This window comes from Streptomyces sp. NPDC052301, from assembly GCF_044593395.1.
In the GTDB taxonomy this organism is placed as follows: Bacteria; Actinomycetota; Actinomycetes; order Streptomycetales; family Streptomycetaceae; genus Streptomyces.
In genome coordinates this window covers 138,710-160,271 of sequence record NZ_JBIUBE010000002.1, presented here as the reverse complement: position 1 = coordinate 160,271, position 21,562 = coordinate 138,710, and the positions used below count along the sequence as shown (strand labels likewise).

Here is a 21,562-nt window from a genome sequence, read left to right as displayed (position 1 = left end):
CACCGGGTCGTCCCGACCGCCGCCGAGCTGCCTTTGGCATGTGCCATTGGTATTTCGCCTGTTTGGCGGTGCCGTCGGCCGTCGCCGCCCTGAGAGGGTGACCGCAGTCCCCGGTGGAACGAACCCGGTGACCGGCCTCGGCCACCGGCGGGATCCACCTTTCGCCGAGGCGGCGCCCGCGCCGGACCCGTGGATCCGTGCCGCCGCCCGCACAGCGTTTGGAGCCAAGCGTGCGTGTCATGATCCAATTGCGCCCGGAGCCCGATGTCGTCGCAGCCGTCATCGACCCGAGCGTGACCACCACCGTCACCGAGATCGCCGGTGAGCTGCCCGGAATCGCCCTCGACCCTCAATTCGAGCCGGTGGCGGTGCCCCGGCCGCAACCCGCGGCACCGGGGGCCGACCCCTTGTCGCTGGAGGCCGTCACCTACTCGATGGCTCCGCAGCACGCCGGTGTCCTCGTACGCGGTGAGATCCAGGACTACGACGTGGCCAGCCGCTACGCGATGCTGTCCGCGGCCCGCCGGGACGTCGTCGGCATCTTCTCCGACCCGGTCATCGAGACGCTGCCCACCTGCGGCGGCGACGGCCCGGTCGGGGACTGGCACGACATCCGGAGCAAGCTGACCGACCACCTGAAGTCGGAGGGCATGGACGGCGAAGGCGTCGCCCTCGCCATCCTCGACACGGGCATCAACGTCGCCCACGTGACCGAGGTCCTCGGGCAGGACGTGACCGTCGACGAGGCCCGCAGCTGGAAGCCGGACGGGGTCACCGGCAGCTTCGGCCGCTTCCCGGTCGACCACGGGTCGATGTGCGCCTTCGACACGAGGATCACCGCCCCCAGGGCCACGCTCCTGGACCTCCCCATCCTGCGCCCGAAGCCCCTGCTCGCGCTGCTCACGGACGCCGTAAAGGCCTTCGCCCACCTGCGGACCGTCCTGGACGCGATGCCGCAGGACAAGCGCGCGCTGGTGGTCAGCAACAGCTGGGGCTCCTTCGACCCGCGCGGGGACTTCCCGCCGGGCCACCCGGGCAACTACTCCGACAACCCCGCCCACCCCTTCAACCTGGCCGTCAGCGCCCTGGTGGAGGCCGGCGCGGACGTTCTCTTCGCCGCCGGCAACTGCGGACGGGAGTGTCCCGACGTCCGCTGTGCCTGGCCCGACCGGTCCATCAACGGGGCCAACTCGCACCCCAGCGTGCTCTCCATCGGCGGCGTCGACCTCCGCGGCGCCCGCGTGGGCTACTCCTCCCAGGGGCCGGGCCGGCTCAGCCGACGCAAGCCGGACGTCTGCACGTACACCCACTTCGCGGGATCGAAGGCCTTCGGGCCGGACGAGCCCGACAGCGGGACCTCGGCGGCCTGCCCCGTGGCGGCCGGCGTGGTGGCCGCGGTGCGCTCCCAGCTCCCCGTCGCCGAGCTGTCCCCGGCCGAACTGCGCGTGCTGCTGCGCCGTACGGCGGACGACCTCGGGATGGCCGGCTTCGACTTCGACTACGGGTACGGCACGATTGACGCGGCCGCCATCGTCGAGGCGGTGCGCCGCCGCAGGAAGAACGGCCGTCATCGCTGAGGAGAAGCCATGACCCAGGGCCCCACCGTCCTCGTCACGGTCACCCTGCCCGCCGGGGCGACACTGACGGACGCCCTGCGCCGGTACGGGCTCACCTCCGACGAGGTCGACGAGGCGTACGGTCTCGTGCCCGTGGATCCGGCCCAGGGCCTGTACGCCCTGCTGGTCAGTGAGGAAGCGGCCGCGCGCATCACCGGCGGTCCGGGCGTGTCGGGCCCCTACGCCAATCCGCCCATCGAGCCCTACGGGCCACCGCGGTCGGGGCCCGGGAGCGACGACGGCGGACGGTGAACGACGTGCCGTGGGCCGGCGGGGACCGGCCCACGGCACGTGCCCGCCGGCTGCCCGACGGGGCCGCGGACCGCCGGAACGCGCCCTCGCCGAACGGGATCATCTTGTGTTACGAAGAACCATGTCTGCCAACGAGGGATCCCGCGCGTACGACGCCGTCATCGTCGGCGGTGGCCATAACGGCCTCGTCGCCGCCGCCTACCTGGCTCGGGCCGGCCGCTCCGTGCTGGTGCTGGAGCGGCTCGACCACACGGGCGGCGCCGCCGTCTCCACCCGCCCGTTCGCCGGTGTCGACGCCCGCCTCTCGCGCTACTCCTACCTGGTCAGCCTGCTGCCGCAGAAGATCGTGCGCGATCTCGGGCTGGACTTCCGGATCCGCTCCCGCACCATCTCCTCGTACACGCCCGTGGAGCGGGCCGGGCGGCCCACCGGGCTGCTGGTCGGGGGCGGTGAGCAGCGCACCCGGGAGGCCTTCGCCCGGCTGACCGGCTCGGAACGCGAGTACGCGGCCTGGGAGCGCTTCTACGGCATGACCGGCCAGGTCGCCCAGCGGGTCTTCCCGACCCTCACCGAGCCCCTGCCCACCCGCGACGAACTGCGCCGCCGCATCGACGACGAGACCGCCTGGCGCACACTGTTCGAGGAGCCGATCGGCGTCGCCGTCGAGGAGAACTTCCGCGACGACCTGGTCCGGGGCGTCGTCCTCACCGACGCCCTCATCGGCACCTTCGCCGACGCCCACGACCCCGAACTGGCCCAGAACCGCTGCTTCCTCTACCACGTCATCGGCGGCGGCACCGGCGCCTGGGACGTGCCCGTCGGCGGCATGGGCGCCCTGACCGACGCCCTCGCCGCTGCGGCCCGCTCCGCCGGCGCGGTCGTCGCCACCGGGCACGAGGCGGTCCGGATCGACACCGACGGACACCGGGCCGAGGTCACCTACCGCACGGCGGACGGCGAGGGAGTCGCCGCCGCCCGGCACGTCCTGGTGAACGCCTCCCCGCAGGAACTGGCCGCCCTCACCGGCGACCCGGCGCCCGAGCCGGCCGAGGGCGCCCAGCTCAAGGTCAACATGCTGCTCGAGCGGCTGCCCGCACTGCGCGACCCCGCCGCCGACCCGCGCGAGGCCTTCGCCGGCACCTTCCACATCGCCGAGGGCTACGACCAGCTCGCCGCCGCCCACGCCCAGGCCGCGGCCGGGGAACTCCCCGCCACCCCGCCCTCGGAGATCTACTGCCACTCCCTGACCGACCCCACCATCCTCGCCCCCGAACTCGCCGAGCGCGGCTACCAGACGCTCACCCTGTTCGGTCTGCACACCCCGGCCCGGCTGTTCGACCGGGACAACGACGGCGTCCGCGAGGAGCTGCTGAAGTCGACCCTGGCCCAGCTCGACGCCCACCTCGCCGAACCACTCGGCGACTGTCTCGCCACCGACGCCGACGGCCGTCCCTGCATCGAGGCGAAGACCCCGCTCGACCTCGAACGGGACCTTCGGCTGCCCGGCGGCAACATCTTCCACCGGGCCCTGTCCTGGCCCTACGCGCAGGCGGGGACCGGCCGCTGGGGCGTGGAGACGGGGCACGCGAACGTGCTGCTGTGCGGTGCGGGAGCCGTGCGCGGGGGAGGGGTGAGCGGGGTGCCGGGGCACAACGCGGCGATGGCCGTCCTGGAGGCGACCGCGTGACACCGGCTCGCACCAAAGAATCTGACGGAACGTCAGAAAAGGTCTTCCCTCGGCAGGACGGCTGCGGCATCCTGCGCCCATGCAGACGGAGCTGAGCAAGCGCCTGGGAGTCGAGCACGCCGTCTTCGGCTTCACGCCGTTCCCCGCCGTCGCCGCGGCCATCAGCCGGGCCGGCGGTCTCGGGGTGCTCGGCGCGGTCCGTTACACCGCCCCCGACGACCTCGAACGCGACCTCGACTGGCTCGACGCGCACACCGGGGGAAGGCCCTACGGGCTGGACGTGGTCATGCCCGCGAAGAAGGTGGAGGGCGTCAGCGAGGCGGACGTCGAGGTCATGATCCCCGAGGAGCACCGGCAGTTCGTGCGCGAGACCCTCGCACGGTACGGCGTCCCCGAGCTGGCCGAGGGCGAGGCGTCCGGGTGGCGCATCACCGGCTGGATGGAGCAGGTCGCCCGTACCCAGCTCGACGTCGCCTTCGACCACCCGATCCGGCTCCTGGCCAACGCCCTCGGCTCCCCGCCCGCCGACGTCGTCGCCCGTGCCCACGGACAGGGCGTCCTGGTGGCCGCTCTCGCGGGCAGCGCACGGCACGCCCGCAAGCACCGGGAAGCCGGCATCGACATCGTCGTCGCACAGGGCTATGAGGCCGGCGGCCACACCGGGGAGATCGCCACCATGGTGCTCACGCCCGAGGTCGTGGAGGCCGTCGATCCGCTGCCCGTCCTGGCGGCCGGCGGCATCGGCAGCGGACAGCAGGTGGCCGCCGCCCTCACACTCGGCGCTCAAGGTGTGTGGCTGGGATCCATATGGCTGACCACCACAGAGGCCGATCTGCACTCGGCCGCCCTGACCCGCAAACTCCTCGCCGCGCAGTCCGGTGACACCGTCCGCTCCCGCGCCCTCACGGGCAAGCCCGCCCGCCAGCTCCGCACCGAGTGGACCGACGCCTGGGACGACCCGGCCGGACCCGGCACCCTGCCGATGCCGCTGCAGGGCCTGCTGGTCGCCGAGGCGGTCTCCCGCATCCAGAAGTACGAGGTCGAACCGCTGCTCGGCACGCCCGTCGGCCAGATCGTCGGCCGGATGAGCAGCGAACGCAGCGTCCAGGCCGTCGTCGACGACCTCACCCGCGGCTTCGAGCGGGCCGTGGACCGCATCAACCGCATCGCCGGAAGGAGCGGCCAGTCGTGAGCACACCCCCCGCAGGTTTCTGGGCCCAGGCCGCCCGGCACCCCGACCGCACCGTCCTCGTCGCTCCCGACGGCGAGGAGTGGACCGCCGGCCGTCTGCACGGCGCAGCCAACCGGCTCGTCCACGGGCTGCGCGCGGCCGGCCTGGAGCGCGGCGACGCCTTCGCCGTCGTCCTGCCCAACGGCGTCGAGTTCCTCACCGCCTACCTGGCCGCCACCCAGGCCGGGCTGTACCTGGTACCCGTCAACCACCACCTCGTCGGCCCCGAGATCGCCTGGATCGTCGCCGACTCCGGTGCCAAGGTGCTCATCGCCCACGAGTGGTACGCCGGTGCCGCACACGCCGCCGCCGACGAGGCGGGCCTGGCCGCCACCCACCGGTACGCGGTCGGCGAGGTCGACGGCTTCCGCCCGTACGCCCGACTCCTCGACGGACAACCGGAGTCCGCGCCCGCCGGCCGCGAACTCGGCTGGGTCATGAACTACACCTCCGGTACGACCGGACGCCCGCGCGGCATCTGCCGACCGCTGCCCGGCAAGGCTCCCGAGGAGTCCTACCTGGGCGGCTTCCTCGGCATCTTCGGCATCAGGCCGTTCGACGACAACGTCCACCTCGTCTGCTCGCCGCTCTACCACACGGCGGTGCTGCAGTTCGCGGGCGCGTCCCTGCACATCGGCCACCGCCTGGTGCTGATGGACAAGTGGACCCCCGAGGAGATGCTCCGCCTCATCGACACCCACCGGTGCACGCACACCCACATGGTGCCCACCCAGTTCCACCGCCTGCTCGCCCTCCCGGCGGAGGTGAAGGACCGTTACGACGTCTCCGCCATGCGGCACGCCATCCACGGCGCCGCCCCCTGCCCGGACCACGTGAAGCGGGCCATGATCGACTGGTGGGGGCACTGCGTGGAGGAGTACTACGCGGCCAGCGAGGGCGGCGGCGCCTTCGCCACCGCCGAGGACTGGCTGAAGAAGCCCGGCACGGTCGGCAAGGCCTGGCCGATCAGCGAGCTCGCGGTCTTCGACGACGACGGCAACCGGCTCCCGCCCGGGCAACTGGGCACCGTCTACATGAAGATGAGCACCGGCGGCTTCTCGTACCACAAGGACGAGGCCAAGACCCGCAAGAACCGCATCGGTGACTTCTTCACCGTCGGGGACCTCGGCTACCTGGACGAGGACGGTTACCTCTTCCTCCGCGACCGCAAGATCGACATGATCATCTCCGGCGGGGTCAACATCTACCCGGCCGAGATCGAGTCCGTGCTCCTCTCCCACCCGGCCGTCGCCGACGCCGCCGCTTTCGGCATCCCGCACGACGACTGGGGCGAGGAGGTCAAGGCCGTCGTCGAACCTGCCGCCGGCCACGAGCCGGGCCCGGCCCTGGCCAGGGCCCTCCTCGACCACTGCACCGAGCGGCTCGCCGGGTACAAACGGCCCAGGAGCGTCGACTTCATCGCCGAGATGCCCCGCGACCCCAACGGCAAGCTGTACAAGCGACGGCTGCGGGACCCCTACTGGGAAGGCCGGACGCGGGCGGTGTGACCTCCCACGCGGCGGCGCCGGTTCACGCCCCCAGGAACCCGGCGAGGCCGGCGGCGTCGGTGCCGATCTTGCGGTAGACGCTGGACAGCAGATGCCGCACGCCTTGCTCGGTGAGGTGCAGTTCCTTGGCGACCACGGCCGCGGAGTGTCCTTGCACCGTCAGTTCGGCGGTGCGGCGCTCCTGGGCGGTGAGCGTGTCCGCCTGCGCGTACCGCAGCGGCAACGGACGCATCCCGGACGCGGAGAGCTCCGCCCTGGCCCGGGCGGCGAGTGCCTCCGCCCCGCAGTGGACCGCGCCTTCCAGGCCGCGGTAGAGCCGGTCGGCGGCCTCCTGCAGCCGCCCGTCGCGGGACAGGGCGGCGCCGTGGCCGATCTGGGCGCGGGCGAGTTCGTAGGCGGCGGGCGACTGTTCCAGGTGGTCGACGGCCTCCGCGTACAGGTCGAGCGCCGCCGGCCCGCCGGTCACCTCGGCGAGCGTGTGCAGGGCCTGGCCGACGGCGGAGGCGGCGCCGAAGTCCCGGGCGCGCTTCACGGCGTCCCGGGCGTGGCCGACCGCCCGGTCCGGGTCCGTGGGGGCGAGGGCGGAGGCGAGGTGCAGCTGCCACGGGCACCATGCCGGGTTCCGCCAGCCCCGTTTGTCCAGCCACTCTCCGACCGAGGACAGCAGCGGCACCGCCTCGGCACGGCGTCCCTCCGCCAGCAGCAGTTCCGCGTACACGGTGCGCGGGTCCGGGTAGATGACGGCGTTCGGCGTCATGTCACCGAAGTGGTGCTCGTCGGCGAGTGCGCGCGCCTCGGCGACGCGGCCACGGGCCAGCAGTGTCTCGATCAGGACGCTGACGCCGTACCACTGGGCAGCCACGACCCCGTCCACCTTGTCGGCGATGCGCAGCCCTTCCCGGACCAGGTCCTCGGCTTCCGCCAGGCAGCCGCGGTGGTAGCGGACGTAGCCGGCGATGGTCTGGCCGAAGGCCAGATGCGAACCGTGCCAGCCCTTGCCCGCGCACTCGGCGATCCCTTTCTCGAACAACTCCTCGGCCCGCCGCGGCTGGTCCCCGTACATGAACACCAGCGCGACCGAAAGGGGTACCTCGAAGCCCCGGTTCTCGTCGGTCCAGCTCATGCCGCCGCGCAGGGACTTCTCGGCGTACGCCAGAGCGGTCTGCCGCGGTTCGCCGCGCAGGACGGCGTCCCAGGCCCGCAGTCCCAGGATGAAGCGCTCCTCCAGGCTGCGACCGGGCAGCCGGCCGGCGAGACGCGCCAGCCTGCGGGATCGGGCGGGCGAGTCGGGATCGTCGGCGCGCATCGTGCTCCAGACGAACTGGTCCGCCTGCATCCGCAGCTTGACGCGCGGATTCGTGGCCTGCTTCGCCTCTTCCGCGGCCACGGCCACGGCCTCGGCCATCCGGTCGGTGTGGGCCAGCGCCGTGGTCAGCCGGTAGACGACGGAGGCACGCAGATCGGGGTCGACGTCGGGCTCCGCCAGCGCCTCGCGGAGATACCGCACCGTGGCCGTGGGCTCGATCAGGAAGGTGGCGCGTGCGAGTTCGTGCAGCACCGCGGCCCGGTCCTCGGGCAGGGGCGGCTCCTGCAGCGCGCGCGTCAGCAGCCGCCGGGCAGCCTCGGTGGCCCCGGCGCGCAGGTACTCGCGAGCGGCCTCGCGCAGACAGGCGACCGTCTCGGGGCTGCCCTCGCAGGGCACCTCCAGCAGATGCCGGGCGGCGGCGGTGGGGCCGTACCCCGCGGTGAGGACGGCCTCCGCGGCCGCGTTGTGCAGACCGGCACGGAAACCGGTGCGGATGGACCGGTAGATCGTCGTGGCGATCAGTGGGTGAACGAACTCGAGCTCACCCTCGGCGCCGTGCCCCTCGGAAAGGATCCGGGCCGCGCGCAGCTGCTGGATCGCCTCGGCGGCGGCCTCGTCGCCGAGCACCGCGATGGTCGCGGCGAGCTGAGGTGAGAAGGGCGAACCCAGCACGGCCGCGGTGTGCGCGAAGCGAACGGTCGCGGTGCCGAGCCGTTCCAGCCGCTCGATCAGCCCGGGGCCCTTGATCGCCGCGGCGAGCTCACGCATCGCGGGCAGGTCGCCCTCGGTGCCGCTCAGTCCGCGCTCGGCGAGCCCGATGGCGAGCTCCACCGTCTCGAAGGGGTTTCCGCCGGTGGCCGACCAGCACTCCTTGCAGAACACGTCCTGCGCCGCCGCACCGACTTCGTTCCTGATGATCCGCGCCACGCCCTCGGCGGTGAGATGCGCCAGGTCGTGCGGGCGGTCCCCGTGCCGTCCGACGAGGGCGCGGAGTTCGTCCGCCTCGGGAGGCAGCTCGTCGGGCCGGTAGGCGACCACGACCAGCAGGGGAAGGTCATCGACCCGGGACGCGAAGGAAAGGAACCAGCTCAGGGATTCGGCGTCCGCCCAGTGCAGGTCGTCCAGGAACAGGACGACGGGCGCCTTCTTCATGGTGAGACGCGTCATGACCCAGTCGAGACCCTCGCGGACCCCGGTCGGGTCCGGTGCGGGGGCGGGACCCCTCGCTTCGAGACCGAGCACGGCGGCCATGACGTCGTACCAACCCCCCAGGAACGCGCGGAGTTCCGACCCCTCCATCCTGGCCAGGGAGGGTTGCACCACCTGGCGCACCACCCGGAACGCCGACCCCTGTTCCTTCTCCCCGCCTCTGCCCGACAGCACGGTGAATCCGGCGGCCGCGGCCCGGTCACGTGCTTCCATGATGAGCGCCGTCTTGCCCAGTCCGGCCGGCCCGCTGAAGGCGACCAGACCCCTGCGCCTCGCTCGCGGCACACCGTCCGCGGCGCGTCGCAGCTCCCGGAACGCGGCGTCGAGAGCCTGGAGTTCCTGTCGGCGCTCGATCAACGTCCGTTGCTCCGTGACCGGGTGCCGCGGCTCCGTCGCCATGTGCCGTACCGCCTTCTGTCGCTCGGCTCGGGGAGAGCCGAGGGTACGCCTCACCCAGGTGCCGGAGGGCGGATTGGGCACCTTCGGGTGAATCACGAACCGCAGGTGGGAGAATGTCCGTCCGTGGGGTAGGACCCACGGATGGACGCCTCCCGGTGACGCCGTCTCCGGAGCACGCCGGGAGCGCCTACGGCACGGCAGGCACCGACGCCACATCCGCGTAGCGAGGCACCGTGCGGGACCAGTCGTAACACCCGCGGATCCAGCCGATCATGCCCTGCACGTAGCCGACGCCCGCGGGGCTCAACTCCGGTTCGACCTCCTCGCGGAGCTCCTGGAACTCCTCGATCGTGCGGTTGATCTGCTGGACGGCCAGGAGGACGGCGGTCTGCAGAGAGCACCGGTGTGCGCGTCGCAGGGCCAGGGCCAGGTTGATCATCTCGCCGGTGCGCTCCTCCTTCACCGCGGAGAACAGGTCGGCCGTCCACACCGCGGCGTCGGCCGACAGCCGGCTCAGCCGCCGTACGCCGGGATGATGGAGCTCGGCAACGGTCAGTTCGTGTGGCTGGGCGGCCTCGTACAGGGGGTAGAACGGCTGGACGCCCGCGGTCAGCGACCGTATGGAGGTGCAGTCCCGGCTCCGCAGGAGGACGGGCCGGGACTGGGCCACCGCTTCGTACAGCAGGCCGTGCACGTACTCACGGCTCTGCCAGGCCCACCGCGCGGCCTGCGCGGGTGTGCTCCGCTCCCTGACCTGCCGGTGGAGGTCGGCCAGGGCCGCTCCGAGAGGAGTGCTGGGCGGCCGGTCGTCCCGGAGGATCTCGACGCTCTCGCACAACATGGGCAGCAACCCGCCCGGTGAGCACCGGCCGACGTCCTCCGCCAGGTCGTCGAAGACGAACTGATAGGCGATCTGGCGGGCCACGATCCGGAGGAGACCGGCATCCACGGTGGGGCTGGTGCAGCACGCGAGTTCGGCGGGGCGCGTGCGGGCGATCATCTCCGGCACGCCCGGTTCGTCGCTCAGGCCCCACGTGCTCAGCCATGCGTCGACCCCGGCCGCGGCCTCGGAGCCATGGGGATTGCGCTGGAACGGGAACGGCATGTGGAGGTTGGCGTCGATCAGGTCCCGGAGGGTGCGGACCGCCGTGCCGTCCGGTGGGCCGAGCGTGATTTCCTCATGCGTTGTCGACACGGTGCTCACCTGCCGTCCGGGATGTGGAGGGGCGAGGGGCGCCTGCTGCCGATGAGCGGGTCTCGCAGGCCATGACCAGTGCCCGCGGTCCCATCGTGATCCCGGGGCGGGGGGGCCGTTCGACGTACCCCGGCAGATGGCGCAGCCGTCGGCGGCCGGCGATGGTCGCGAGCGCCAGGACGGCCTCCACCATGGCGAACTCGTCACCGAGGCATTTGCGGCCGCCCGCGGAGAACGGCATCATCGCGCGGCGCTGCTCGACGGTGGGCAGCCCCGGCAGCCAGCGGTCGGGGTCGAAGCGCTCGGGTTCGGGGAACGTCACGGGATCGTGGTGGAGGAGGTAGGGGCTGTACAGAACGGCGGCTCCCGCGGGCAGACGGCACCCGGCGAGTTCCGTCTCCCTGGTGGTGACGCGGGTGAAGAGCCAGCCGGGGGACGAGTGGCGCAGCGTCTCGGAGACGACGCACCGGGTGTGGACGAGGCGCGGCAGGTCGTCGGGACCCGGTCGACGGCCTTCGCCGAGGACGGAGTCCAGCTCGGCGTGCAGGCGGCGCTCCGCCTCCGGGTGGCGGGCCAGCAGGCTGAAGGCGGCGGCCAGGCACAGTGCTTGGGTCTCGGCGCCCGTGAGCAGCAGCGTGATCAGGTGGTCGTGGACCTCCTGTTCCGTGATCGCCGGCGCTCCGCCGTCGCCGCGCGTCGCCGCCAGCAGGGTGCCCAGCACGTCGTCGCGGTCGGCGCCCCGCCGCCGCTCCGTGATCACCGTGTCGATGATGGCGTGCAGCCGGGTGAGCGCTCGCCGGTAGCGGCGGTTGGCGGGTGTGGGGAGGCGGAACAGGGCGTCGATCGGTACGACGGTGCGGACGAAAAGACCACGGACGACATCGGTGAGACAGTCCCGCACCGCGGCGGCCGTCGTGTCGTCCAGCGAGTCGGAGAGCAGCACCCGGCTGATCACACGGGTGGTGAGGCCCATCATCGCCTCGGTGACGGGAACCGTGCGGCCTGCCGGCCACGTCTCGCACACCGCCTCGGCCTCTTCGGTGATCAGATCCGCGTAGGCGCCGACGTGGGAGGGACGGAAGGCGGGCTGCAGCAGTCGGCGCTTGTCCCGGTGCGTCGGCTGGCGGCAGGTGACGAGACCGTCGCCCATCAGCTTCCCGAGCCTGTCGTACAGCGGGCCCCCCTTGTCGAAGGTGTGCGGATCCATGAGCACCTCGTGCGTCAGCTCCGGGTGGCACACCATCCAGGCGCGCTGGGGGCCCAGCCGTATCTCGACCAGATCTCCGTGCGCGGGCAAAGAATTCAGACAAGCCAACGGCCGGCGGTAGAAGGCGATAGCGTGGCCCAGGAGTGGGAATATGCCGGGTGCAGTACCTGTCGTCCATGTTCGTTTCTGCTCGGACACCGTACGGCTCATGGATACCTCCTGTCCGGCGTGACAGGTAAATCGGTGCAGCTGTCACGGAGTTGACTGCATCATGTCCTGTCCAGGTTCAATGCTGCCCGGTGTCCGGAAACGTTTCTTCATAGGGGCGCACGGAAGCACGCAGAAGCAGAAGCCGCGTGCGACGGACCCTCGTTGCCGCCCCCCCCGGGTGCTTGACCTCCCTCCGCGACGGACCCAGGATCATGAGCCATGACGCAGGGACACGGCAGCACGGTCGACGGGGTGCTGCGACGCAGCGCCCGGCGCACCCCGGCGCGGGTCGCGGTGGAGTACGGCGCGCGCGGATGGACGTACGAGGAACTCGACGACGCCGTCTCCCGCGCGGCTTCCCTGCTGCTCACGCAGGGCCTCACCCCCGGTGACCGGGTCGCCGCCTACGGGCACAACTCCGACGCCTACGTGATCGCCTTCCTCGCCTGCGCCCGGGCCGGCCTGGTGCACGTGCCGGTCAACCACAACCTGACCGGTGACGACCTGGCGTACCTGGTGGGCCAGTCGGGCAGCAGTCTGGTGCTCGCCGACCCGGGCCTGGCCGGTCATGTGCCGGACGACGTACGGGTGCTGCCGTTGCGGGACACGGAGGACTCGCTGCTCGCCCGGCTGCCGGACGCGCCGCCGTACGACGGGCCCGAACCGCGCACCGAGGACCTGGTGCAGCTGCTGTACACCTCCGGGACCACCGCCCTGCCCAAGGGCGCGATGATGACCCATCGCGCACTGGTGCACGAGTACCTGAGCGCGATCACCGCCCTGGACCTGAGCGCCGGGGACAGGCCGGTGCACGCGCTGCCGCTGTACCACTCGGCGCAGATGCACGTCTTCCTGCTGCCCTACCTCGCGGTCGGCGCCACCAACATCGTCCTGGACGCGCCGGACGGGGACCGGCTGTTCGAGCTGATCGAGACGGGCCGCGTGGACAGCCTCTTCGCGCCGCCCACGGTGTGGATCGGCCTGGCGGGCCGGCCCGACTTCGCCACCCGCGACCTGGACGGCCTGCGCAAGGCCTACTACGGTGCTTCGATCATGCCGGTGCCCGTGCTGCGGCGGCTGCGTGAGCGCCTGCCGGGGCTCGCCTTCTTCAACTGCTTCGGGCAGAGCGAGATCGGCCCGCTGGCCACCGTCCTCGGACCCGACGAGCACGAGGGACGGCTGGACTCCTGCGGCCGCAGCGTGCTGTTCGTGGACGCCCGGGTCGTGGACGGCGAGGGCAAGGAGGTGCCGGACGGCACCCCCGGCGAGATCGTCTACCGCTCACCGCAGTTGTGCGAGGGCTACTGGGACAAGCCCGAGGAGACCGCCGAGGCCTTCCGGGACGGATGGTTCCACTCCGGCGACCTCGCGGTGCGTGACGCGGAGGGTTACTTCACCATCGTGGACCGGGTGAAGGACGTCATCAACTCCGGTGGTGTGCTGGTCGCTTCACGCCAGGTCGAGGACGCCTTGTACACCCACGAGGCCGTGGCCGAGGCCGCCGTGATCGGTCTGCCCGACGAGCGGTGGATCGAGGCCGTCACGGCGGTCGTCGTCGCGCGCGGCGAGGTGACGGAGGAGCAGCTCGTCGCGCACGTGAAGGAGAAGCTCCCGCCCTTCAAGGCGCCCAAGCGGGTGCTGTTCGTGGCCGAGCTGCCGCGCAACGCCAGCGGCAAGATCCTCAAGCGCGAGCTGCGGGACCGGTTCAGCGGCTAGCCGTCCCTCCTCGCCGGCCGCAGCGCGTCGGCCAGCACCCGCCAGTGCGGCAGGGCCGACGCGCCCGGTTCGACGCCGATCACCTGCACGGCCACGTGATCGGCGCCCGCCTGGAGGTGGCCGTGCAGCTTCCGCACGACCGTGTCCGGGTCGCCCCAGAACACGAGGTCGTCCACGAAGCGGTCGCTGGCGCCGTCGCCGAGGTCGTCGTCGGTGTACCCGAGACGGCGGAACTCGGCGATGTTGTACGGGGTCCCGAGGTAGCCGTGCCGATGCTCGCGCGCCAGGGCACGGGCGCGGACCGGGTCGCGCTCGAACAGCACCGCGTGCTCGACGGCCAGGAAGGCGTCCGGTCCGAGGACCTCCCGGGCCTGGGCCGTGTGGGCCGTGTTCACGTGGCAGGTCTGGGCGCCGTCGGCGCGGTCGCGGGCCAGCTGCTGCATCTTCGGGCCGTACGCGGCCGGCAGGCGCCGGATCGGGTGGTGCGGGCGGGGGTTGGGCGTCTGCAGGGTGTCCAGCTCGTCGAGGTACGCGGCCATCGCGGCGAGGGGCCGGACCCCCGGGCGCGGATCCCCACCGAAGCCCAGGCCCAGCACGTGCCGGCCCGGGTAGGCGTCGGCGAGCAGCAGGGCGGCGCCGTGCGTCCAGCGCGCCTCCCGGGACCAGATCCGGGCGATGCCGTTGACGACGTTCAGCCGCCGCGTGCAGGAGAGCAGGTACCCGGCATGGGTGAACGCGTCCCGCCCGAGCAGCTCGGGCACCCGGAGCGCCCCCGGCCCAGCTCCTCCAGCTCCTGGACCGAGTCGCGGATCCGCGCTGCCGGCTGGTGCTCGAAGTCGAAGGTGTAGATCCCGAACGTACCGAGGTCCATCGGTGTGCTCCCTCGCGGAGTGGACAGCGTGAAATCGTCGATTCGTCATATCGGAGATTTTCGATATGACCCCCAAGGGGCGCGCGGGGCGGGGGAGGGCGCGGGAGAGGGCGAGGTGTGAGGATCTAGAGGGTCCGCCCGAGCTCGGCGACCAGCTCGGCGATGCGCCGCTCGTCCCGCCTGTAGCGGGTCCACTTGCCCACCCGGGTCGCCCGGACCAGTCCCGCCCGCTGCAGTTCGGCCATGTAGGCCGACACGGTCGACTGGGCCAGCCCGGCCTTGGCCTGGAGGTGGCTCACGCACACCCCCACCTCGGCGGGGTCGGCGATGGCCGCCTCCATGGGGAAGTGCCGCTCGGGTTCGCGCAGCCAGCGCAGCATCTGCAACCGCATCGGGTTGGACAGCGCCCGCAGCGCGTTGACCAGGTCCGGGTCCGGGGTGGGGGCGCTGTCCGTCATGGCCGGAAAGTATAGGCCGCGACGACGTTTCGAGGTACGTCGATACGAGCCTGGTCGGCCGGCGGGCCTGCCTCACCGCCGGCGGCCTCACCCCCGCCGGCGGGCCTGCCTCACCTCGCGATCGACTGCCCAGGCGTCGGCGACCGGGCCGATGTGGCCGAGCTTGTCGGGGTTGATCACCACGCGGACGGCCTGGATCCGCCCGTCCAGTACATCGAGGACCAGCGTGTGGAGGACCTTGCCGTTCCGGTCGCGGAGGATCGCGCCCGGCTGGCCGTTGACCTCGTGCGGCTCCAGGGACGCGTCCACGCGGAGCAGCCAGGGGAAGACCGTGCCCAGCAGCCGGGCCACCTTGTCCGCGCCCACGACGGCCGCTGCCAGCTGCGGGGCCTTGCCGCCGCCGTCCCCGACCAGCTGGACATCGGCGGCGAGCAGCTCCTGAAGTCCGCCCACATCGCCGTCCTTCAGCGCGTCGAAGAACCGTGTCGCCAGCTCCTGCCGCTCCCGCCGGTCCGCCGCGAACCTCGGCCGCCCGGCCTCCATGTGCCGCCGCGCCCGCACCAGCAGCTGCCGGCACGCCGGCTCCGAACGCCCCACCGCCGCGGCGACCTCGTCGAACCCGAAGGCGAACACCTCCCGCAGCACGAACACCGCCCGCTCCAGCGGGCTGAGCCGCTCCAGCAGGAGCAGCGCCGCCATCGACACCGAGTCGGCCAGCTCCACCGACCGCGCCGGATCCTCGTACGGGTCGTTCAGCAGCGGCTCGGGGAACCAGGGGCCCACGTACTGCTCGCGCCGCACCCGCGCGGAGCGCAGTACGTCGATCGAGATCCGTGTCACCGTGGCCGACAGGAAGGCCTTGACCGACACCGGCCGGGTCGACGAGCCGTCGAAGCGCAGCCAGGTCTCCTGCACCGCGTCCTCGGCCTCGCCCACACTGCCCAGGATCCGATAGGCGATCGAGAACAGCAGCGGCCGCAGCTCCTCGAACTCCTCGGCCTTGCCCACACCGCATCCCCTCCCGTGAACCGTTCCGGTCGGCTGTCTCAGTGGAACTGTCCGGGCTCGTAGGTGCCGGCCGGCTGCCGGGTGATGATGTTCAGCCGGTTCACCGAGTTCATGAAGGAGACCAGGATCACCAGGGCGGTGAGCTGTTCCTCGTCGTAGTGCGCGGCGGCGGACGCCCACACCGCGTCACTGACGCCCGTGGCCGCGTCCGCCACCCGGGTCCCCTCCTCCGCCAGCGCCAGGGCGGCACGCTCGGCCTCGGTGAAGACCGTGGCCTCCCGCCATGCAGCGACCAGGTTCAGTCGCACCGAGGTCTCGCCCGCGGCGGCGGCCTCCTTGGTGTGCATGTCGATGCAGACGGCGCAGCCGTTGATCTGGCTCACGCGCAGTGCGACCAGCTCCTGCGTCGCGGCCGGCAGCGGTGAGTCCTTGAGCGCCTTGCCCGCCGACATGAAGTACTTGAGGGCCCTTCCGGCGGCCGGGCTGGCGAAGTAGTTCAGTCGCGCGTCCATGGTGTGCTCCTTCGAGGTGGTCCGTGGCTACACCCCTGAGACGGGACGGCCCGACCCCCTGTGACACGGACGCGTGTGAGCTGCGTCTCTCGTGCCCGCTACCCGGCGGCCCGTGGCCGCAGGTCCACGATCCGCCGGATCTTGCCCACCGAGCGCTCCAGCGACTCCGGTTCCACGATCTCCACGTCGACCGAGACGCCGACGCCGTCCTTGACGGCCGCGACGATGGACCGGGCCGCCGCCTCCCGGGCCTGCGGAGTCGCGCCGGGGCGGCCCTCGGCCCGGACGGTCAACCGGTCCAGCCGGCCCTCCCGGGTCAGCCGCAGCTGGAAGTGCGGTGCCACACCGGGCGTGCGCAGCACGATCTCCTCGATCTGGGTGGGGAACAGATTGACCCCGCGCAGGATCACCATGTCGTCGCTGCGCCCGGTGATCTTCTCCATCCGGCGGAACGCCCGGGCCGTGCCGGGCAGCAGCCGGGTCAGGTCGCGGGTGCGGTAGCGGAGGATCGGCAGGGCCTCCTTGGTCAGCGAGGTGAACACCAGTTCGCCCCGCTCGCCCTCCGGCAGCACCTCACCCGTGATCGGGTCGACCACCTCCGGGTAGAAGTGGTCCTCCCACACGGTCAGGCCGTCCTTGGTCTCCACGCACTCCTGTGCCACACCGGGGCCGATCACCTCGGACAGCCCGTAGATGTCGACGGCGTCGATCCCGAACCGTTCCTCGATCTCGCGCCGCATCTGCTCGGTCCACGGCTCGGCCCCGAACACGCCCACCCGCAGCGAGGTGCCGCGCGGGTCGACGCCCTGCCGCTCGAACTCGTCCAGCAGCGTGAGCATGTAGGAGGGGGTCACCATGATGACGGCGGGTTCCAGGTCCTGGATCAGCTGCACCTGCCGGGCCGTCATGCCGCCGGATGCCGGGACGACCGTACAGCCGAGGCGTTCGGCACCGTAGTGCGCGCCCAGGCCACCGGTGAACAGACCGTAGCCGTAGGCCACATGCACGACGTCCCCGGGCCGCCCGCCGGCCGCTCGGATCGACCGGGCCACCATGTCGGCCCACATGGAGAGGTCGTTGTCCGTGTAGCCGACCACCGTGGGGCGTCCCGTCGTCCCGCTGGAGGCGTGCAGCCGGCGGATCCTCTCCCGGGGCACGGCGAACATGCCGTACGGGTAGTTCGCGCGCAGGTCGGCCTTGGTCGTGAAGGGGAAATGGGCGAGATCGGCGAGGGACCGGCAGTCCTCCGGGCGGACGCCGGCCTTGTCGAAGGACTCCCGGTAGAACGGCACATGGTCGTACGCGTGCCGCAGCGAGGCCCGCAGCCGCTCCAGCTGCAGCGCGCGCAGCTCCTCGGGCACGAGCCGCTCGCCCGCGTCGAGCAGGTCCGTCGCATCCGCCATCGGGACGTCTCCCTTGCCAGCCTCACATTCCGGACGACCGATCATTCGGTCGATCTGTTCCGGGCCAGTAATTCAGGCCGTACGGCTCCAGGCAAGAGGGCTGCGGGAATTTTTCGTACGAGACGAAAAAGGGTGGTCGCGTCTGCCCGAAGGCAGAGATGATCAGGCCCATGCCGAACTTCACCACGCCCGACGGCACACGGCTCGCCTATCACCTGCGGGGGGACGGCGAACCCCTCGTCGTGCTGCCCGGCGGCCCGATGCGGGCCTCCGCCTATCTCGGGGACCTCGGCGGACTGACCGCGCACCGTCGGCTGACCTTGCTCGACCTGCGCGGCACAGGAGACTCCGCGGTGCCGGCGGATCCGGCGACGTACCGGTGCGACCGGATGGTCGAGGACGTGGAGGTGTGGCGGGCACACATGGGGCTGGAGCACATGGATCTGCTCGCCCACTCGGCCGGCGCCGCCCTGGCGATGCTCTACGCGGCTCGCCATCCGCACCGGATACGGCGGCTGGTGCTGATCACCCCCAACCCCTCGGCGCTGGGCATGCGGGCGACCCCCGAGGACCGGCTGGCGGCGGCCCGGATGCGCGCGGACGAGCCCTGGTTCGCCGAGGCGTTCCCCGCCTTCCGGGCCTGGCTGTGCGGCGAGGCCGACTTCGACGACGTGTTCCTGCCCTTCTTCCACGGCCGCTGGGACGCCACCGCCCGGGCGCACACCGACGCCGAACTGGCGCAGACCAACGAGGAGGCCGCCGACGCCTACTTCGGCGAAGGCGCCTTCACCCCGGACGCGACCCGCACCGCCCTCGCCGCCCTGACCGCACCGGTCCTCGTCCTCGCGGGCGGACTCGACGGCGGCCCCCGCCCCGACCTCGCCCGCCGCACCGCCGACGCCTTCCCGAACGCCGAGTTCACCGTTCAGCCCGGCGCCGGTCACTACCCCTGGCTGGACGACCCGGAGCGCTTCGCCGGCCGCGTGCTCCCCTTCCTCGGCGCCCCCGCGGGTACGGCCGTGCCGTCCGCAGAGTGACCGGCCCGGGAGCGCGCGGCCCGGACGGCGTTCCCGGCATGGACACCCCGGCGCTGCCGCCACCCGCCGGTGTTCGGCCGCGACCCGCCGGTGACCGGCTGTCACCCGCCGGTGTTCGGCCGCGACCGCCTACCGCCGATCGGCCGCCAGCGCCACCTCACGGGCCCACCGGTAGTCCGCCTTGCCGCTCGGCGACCGCTGGATGGACTCCGCGACGACCAGCTGCCGGGGGATCTTGTAGCCGGCCAGCCGGCTGCGGCAGTGGCCCTGGATGTCCGCCAGCGTCGGGCAGGGCGCTCCCGCGCGCAGCTGCACCACGGCCGCCACGTGGTTGCCCCAGGTGGCGTCCGGCACCCCGGCGACCAGCGCGTCGTACACGTCCGGATGGGCCTTGAGCGCCTGCTCGACCTCCTCCGGATAGACCTTCTCGCCCCCGGTGTTGATGCACTGCGAGCCCCGCCCGAGGACGGTGACCACGCCGTCCTCGTCGACCGTCGCCATGTCGCCCAGCAGCACCCAGCGCTGCCCGTCCTTCTCGAAGAACGTCTCGGCCGTCTTCCCGGGGTCGTTGTAGTAGCCGAGCGGCACATGGCCGCACTGGGCGACCCGGCCGATCTCGCCGACGGCGACCGGCTCGTGCGTCGCCGGATCCACCACCCGGGTGCGGGAGTTGACCCGGATGCGGAAGCCGCGCTCGGGTCCGGAGTCGTCCGTCGCGGTGCCGTTGAACCCGGACTCCGAGGAGCCGAAGTTGTTCAGCAGCACGGCGTTCGGGACCAGGTCCCGGAACTGGCGGCGCACCGTCTCCGACATGATCGCGCCCGACGAGGAGACGCTGAACAGGGCCGAGCAGTCCGTGCCCTTCATCGGACCGCTCAGCGCGTCGATCAGCGGCCGGAGCATCGCGTCGCCGACCAGGGACACACTGGTGACCCGCTCCCGCTCGATCGTGCGCAGCACCTCCTCGGGGACGAACTTGCGGTGCAGCACGACGCGTTGGCCGAAGCCGAAGCCGATGAAGGCGGTGAGGGTCGAGGTGCCGTGCATCAGCGGGGGAGTGGGGAAGAAGGTGATCCCGGAGCCGCCCGCGGCCACTCGCTCGGCCAGCTCCTGCGGGGCCTTCACCGGCTCACCCGTCGGCGCACCGCCGCCCAGCCCGGCGAAGAACAGGTCCTCCTGGCGCCACATCACGCCCTTGGGCATCCCCGTGGTCCCGCCCGTGTAGACGATGAACTGGTCGTCCCCGGAGCGCGCCGCGAAGCCCCGCCCGGGTGAACCGGCTGCCTCGGCGTCGGTGAAGGGCACCGCCCCGGGCACTCCGCCCGCCGGGCCCGTCCCCACCCGCAGCAGATGCCGCAGCTTCGGCGCACGCGGCAGGGCCCGCGCCACCCGGTCCTCGAACTCGGCGCCGTAGACCAGCGCGACCAGGTCGGCGTCCCGGTAGAGATACACCAACTCCTCTTCGACGTACCGGTAGTTGACGTTCACCGGGACGATTCGCGCCTTCAGGCAGCCCAGCACCGTCTGCAGGTACTCCACGCCGTTGTACAGGTGCAGGCCCAGGTGCTCCCCGGGGCGGATGCCGCTGTCGATCAGGTGGTGCGCGACGCGGTTGGCCGCGGCGTCCAGCTCCGCGTAGGTCAGGCGGCGCTCGGCACCCGTGCCGGGGTGGTCGAGGTACACGAGCGCCTCGCGGCCCGGAACCACGTCGACGACCGACTCGAACAGATCGGCAAGGTTGTACTCCACCGCTCCTCCTGACCCCGGCAGCCGGACGAAGAAAGGCGCGCCCTTCGGTTCGTCGGTCATCAGAGCAAAGGGCGCGGCAACTGGGAAGGGTCCGCGCCAATAAATCTGACTGACTGTCAGAAAACCCTTGAAGTGCCTTCTCGCCTCCTGCAACCTGTTCTCGTTCTTACCGAGGGGAGATGGCCCATGGGTGGGACCGAACACCTCACCGTCCGACGTGAAGGCGCCACACTGGTGCTCACGCTCAACCGGCCCGACGCCAAGAACGCGCTCTCGCTCCCGATGCTCGTCGGCCTGTACGACGGCTGGCTCGAGGCCGACGAGGACGACGCGGTCCGCTCCGTCGTCCTCACCGGGGCCGGCGGCGCCTTCTGCGCGGGCATGGATCTGAAGGCGCTGGCCGGGAACGGCATGGCGGGGGAGCACTACCGGGACCGGCTCAAGGCCGACCCCGACCTGCACTGGAAGGCGATGCTGCGCCACCACCGCCCCCGCAAACCGGTGATCGCCGCCGTCGAGGGCCACTGCGTCGCCGGCGGCACCGAGATCCTCCAGGGCACCGACATCCGGGTCGCGGGCGAGTCCGCGGCCTTCGGCCTGTTCGAGGTCAGGCGCGGCCTGTTCCCGATCGGCGGCTCCACCGTCCGGCTGCAGCGCCAGATCCCGCGCACCCACGCCCTGGAGATGCTGCTCACCGGGCGCCCGTACAGCGCCCGGGAGGCCGCCGCCATCGGCCTGATCGGGCATGTCGTGCCCGACGGCACCGCCCTCGAAGAGGCCCTGGAGATCGCCGAGCGGATCAACGCCTGCGGCCCGCTCGCAGTCGAGGCCGTCAAGGCCTCGGTGTACGAGACCGCCGAGATGACCGAGACCGACGGACTCGCCGCCGAACTCGCCCGCGGCTGGCCGGTCTTCGACACCGCCGACGCCAAGGAAGGCGCCCGCGCCTTCGCGGAGAAGCGGCCCCCCGTCTACAAGCGCGCCTGAA

The 21,562-nt window shown here is 72.1% G+C and carries 17 protein-coding genes; 8 read left to right on the top strand and 9 right to left on the bottom strand.

The annotated features are described in order from the left end of the window. Positions 1-239 precede the first annotated feature (239 nt). From ACIHEJ_RS04350 to ACIHEJ_RS04330, 5 genes are all read left to right on the top strand, one after another. Positions 240-1,577, top strand: a complete 1,338-nt coding sequence (locus ACIHEJ_RS04350; protein ID WP_400132098.1) for a S8 family serine peptidase — start codon at positions 240-242, stop codon at positions 1,575-1,577. Between the two features lie 9 nt (positions 1,578-1,586). Beyond that, the gene (locus ACIHEJ_RS04345; protein WP_400132096.1) at positions 1,587-1,868 is read left to right on the top strand and encodes a hypothetical protein; all 282 of its coding nucleotides are present in this window, start codon (positions 1,587-1,589) and stop codon (positions 1,866-1,868) included. 121 nt (positions 1,869-1,989) lie between these two features. Continuing rightward, complete coding sequence (locus tag ACIHEJ_RS04340; RefSeq protein ID WP_400132094.1) at positions 1,990-3,555, top strand: phytoene desaturase family protein; 1,566 nt, start codon at positions 1,990-1,992, stop codon at positions 3,553-3,555. A gap of 79 nt (positions 3,556-3,634) precedes the next feature. Then, entirely contained in the window at positions 3,635-4,747 is a 1,113-nt protein-coding gene (locus tag ACIHEJ_RS04335) for an NAD(P)H-dependent flavin oxidoreductase (protein ID WP_400132092.1), read from the top strand. Beyond that, positions 4,744-6,294, top strand: a complete 1,551-nt coding sequence (locus ACIHEJ_RS04330; protein WP_400132090.1) for an acyl-CoA synthetase — start codon at positions 4,744-4,746, stop codon at positions 6,292-6,294. Before ACIHEJ_RS04335 ends, ACIHEJ_RS04330 begins: the two co-directional genes overlap by 4 nt. Positions 6,295-6,316: 22 nt before the next feature. Here the strand turns inward: ACIHEJ_RS04330 and ACIHEJ_RS04325 are convergent, their stop codons facing one another. The 3 genes from ACIHEJ_RS04325 to ACIHEJ_RS04315 form a co-directional block, all read right to left on the bottom strand. After that, positions 6,317-9,208: an ATP-binding protein gene (locus ACIHEJ_RS04325; RefSeq protein WP_400132088.1), complete on the bottom strand. Its 2,892-nt coding sequence runs from the start codon at positions 9,206-9,208 to the stop codon at positions 6,317-6,319. Between the two features lie 187 nt (positions 9,209-9,395). Further along, a complete protein-coding gene (locus ACIHEJ_RS04320; protein ID WP_400132086.1) occupies positions 9,396-10,403 on the bottom strand; it encodes a (-)-alpha-amorphene synthase in 1,008 nt (335 codons plus the stop codon). Continuing rightward, complete coding sequence (locus ACIHEJ_RS04315) at positions 10,387-11,820, bottom strand: cytochrome P450 (RefSeq protein ID WP_400132084.1); 1,434 nt, start codon at positions 11,818-11,820, stop codon at positions 10,387-10,389. Before ACIHEJ_RS04315 ends, ACIHEJ_RS04320 begins: the two co-directional genes overlap by 17 nt. A 219-nt stretch (positions 11,821-12,039) precedes the next feature. Here ACIHEJ_RS04315 and ACIHEJ_RS04310 point away from each other — a divergent pair, with 219 nt between their 5' ends. Then, a complete protein-coding gene (locus ACIHEJ_RS04310) occupies positions 12,040-13,536 on the top strand; it encodes an acyl-CoA synthetase (RefSeq protein WP_400132082.1) in 1,497 nt (498 codons plus the stop codon). Here ACIHEJ_RS04310 and ACIHEJ_RS04305 read toward each other — a convergent pair. From ACIHEJ_RS04305 to paaK, 5 genes are all read right to left on the bottom strand, one after another. Next, positions 13,533-14,456 carry a TIGR03620 family F420-dependent LLM class oxidoreductase gene (locus ACIHEJ_RS04305; RefSeq protein ID WP_400132080.1) on the bottom strand — a complete coding sequence of 308 codons (924 nt, stop codon included), beginning with the start codon at positions 14,454-14,456 and terminating at the stop codon, positions 13,533-13,535. The genes ACIHEJ_RS04310 and ACIHEJ_RS04305 overlap by 4 nt on opposite strands. A 76-nt stretch (positions 14,457-14,532) precedes the next feature. After that, entirely contained in the window at positions 14,533-14,865 is a 333-nt protein-coding gene (locus tag ACIHEJ_RS04300; protein ID WP_400132078.1) for an ArsR/SmtB family transcription factor, read from the bottom strand. Positions 14,866-14,952: 87 nt separating this feature from the next. Next, the gene (locus tag ACIHEJ_RS04295; protein ID WP_400132077.1) at positions 14,953-15,873 is read right to left on the bottom strand and encodes an RNA polymerase sigma-70 factor; all 921 of its coding nucleotides are present in this window, start codon (positions 15,871-15,873) and stop codon (positions 14,953-14,955) included. 38 nt (positions 15,874-15,911) lie between these two features. After that, positions 15,912-16,385, bottom strand: a complete 474-nt coding sequence (locus ACIHEJ_RS04290; protein WP_400132075.1) for a carboxymuconolactone decarboxylase family protein — start codon at positions 16,383-16,385, stop codon at positions 15,912-15,914. Positions 16,386-16,483: 98 nt separating this feature from the next. Further along, positions 16,484-17,788 carry a phenylacetate--CoA ligase PaaK gene (gene paaK, locus ACIHEJ_RS04285; RefSeq protein WP_400132073.1) on the bottom strand — a complete coding sequence of 435 codons (1,305 nt, stop codon included), beginning with the start codon at positions 17,786-17,788 and terminating at the stop codon, positions 16,484-16,486. A gap of 170 nt (positions 17,789-17,958) precedes the next feature. Between paaK and ACIHEJ_RS04280 the strand changes: the two genes are divergently transcribed. Next, positions 17,959-18,825, top strand: coding sequence for an alpha/beta fold hydrolase (locus ACIHEJ_RS04280; protein WP_400132071.1), 867 nt, complete (start codon positions 17,959-17,961; stop codon positions 18,823-18,825). 129 nt (positions 18,826-18,954) lie between these two features. Here the strand turns inward: ACIHEJ_RS04280 and ACIHEJ_RS04275 are convergent, their stop codons facing one another. Further along, the gene (locus tag ACIHEJ_RS04275; protein WP_400132069.1) at positions 18,955-20,574 is read right to left on the bottom strand and encodes an acyl-CoA synthetase; all 1,620 of its coding nucleotides are present in this window, start codon (positions 20,572-20,574) and stop codon (positions 18,955-18,957) included. A 186-nt stretch (positions 20,575-20,760) separates the two neighbouring features. On the opposite strand from ACIHEJ_RS04275, the gene ACIHEJ_RS04270 reads away from it, so the two are divergent. After that, positions 20,761-21,561, top strand: coding sequence for a crotonase/enoyl-CoA hydratase family protein (locus tag ACIHEJ_RS04270; protein WP_400132067.1), 801 nt, complete (start codon positions 20,761-20,763; stop codon positions 21,559-21,561). Position 21,562: the final 1 nt, after the last annotated feature.

Coding starts and splice junctions, on each gene's coding strand:
- ACIHEJ_RS04350 (WP_400132098.1), top strand. CDS start 240: ATGATCCAATTGCGCCCGGAGCCCGATGTCGTCGCAGCCGTCATCGAC.
- ACIHEJ_RS04345 (WP_400132096.1), top strand. CDS start 1,587: ATGACCCAGGGCCCCACCGTCCTCGTCACGGTCACCCTGCCCGCCGGG.
- ACIHEJ_RS04340 (WP_400132094.1), top strand. CDS start 1,990: ATGTCTGCCAACGAGGGATCCCGCGCGTACGACGCCGTCATCGTCGGC.
- ACIHEJ_RS04335 (WP_400132092.1), top strand. CDS start 3,635: ATGCAGACGGAGCTGAGCAAGCGCCTGGGAGTCGAGCACGCCGTCTTC.
- ACIHEJ_RS04325 (WP_400132088.1), bottom strand. CDS start 9,208: ATGGCGACGGAGCCGCGGCACCCGGTCACGGAGCAACGGACGTTGATC.
- ACIHEJ_RS04315 (WP_400132084.1), bottom strand. CDS start 11,820: ATGAGCCGTACGGTGTCCGAGCAGAAACGAACATGGACGACAGGTACT.
- ACIHEJ_RS04310 (WP_400132082.1), top strand. CDS start 12,040: ATGACGCAGGGACACGGCAGCACGGTCGACGGGGTGCTGCGACGCAGC.
- ACIHEJ_RS04305 (WP_400132080.1), bottom strand. CDS start 14,456: ATGACGAATCGACGATTTCACGCTGTCCACTCCGCGAGGGAGCACACC.
- ACIHEJ_RS04300 (WP_400132078.1), bottom strand. CDS start 14,865: ATGACGGACAGCGCCCCCACCCCGGACCCGGACCTGGTCAACGCGCTG.
- ACIHEJ_RS04290 (WP_400132075.1), bottom strand. CDS start 16,385: ATGGACGCGCGACTGAACTACTTCGCCAGCCCGGCCGCCGGAAGGGCC.
- paaK (WP_400132073.1), bottom strand. CDS start 17,788: ATGGCGGATGCGACGGACCTGCTCGACGCGGGCGAGCGGCTCGTGCCC.
- ACIHEJ_RS04280 (WP_400132071.1), top strand. CDS start 17,959: ATGCCGAACTTCACCACGCCCGACGGCACACGGCTCGCCTATCACCTG.
- ACIHEJ_RS04270 (WP_400132067.1), top strand. CDS start 20,761: ATGGGTGGGACCGAACACCTCACCGTCCGACGTGAAGGCGCCACACTG.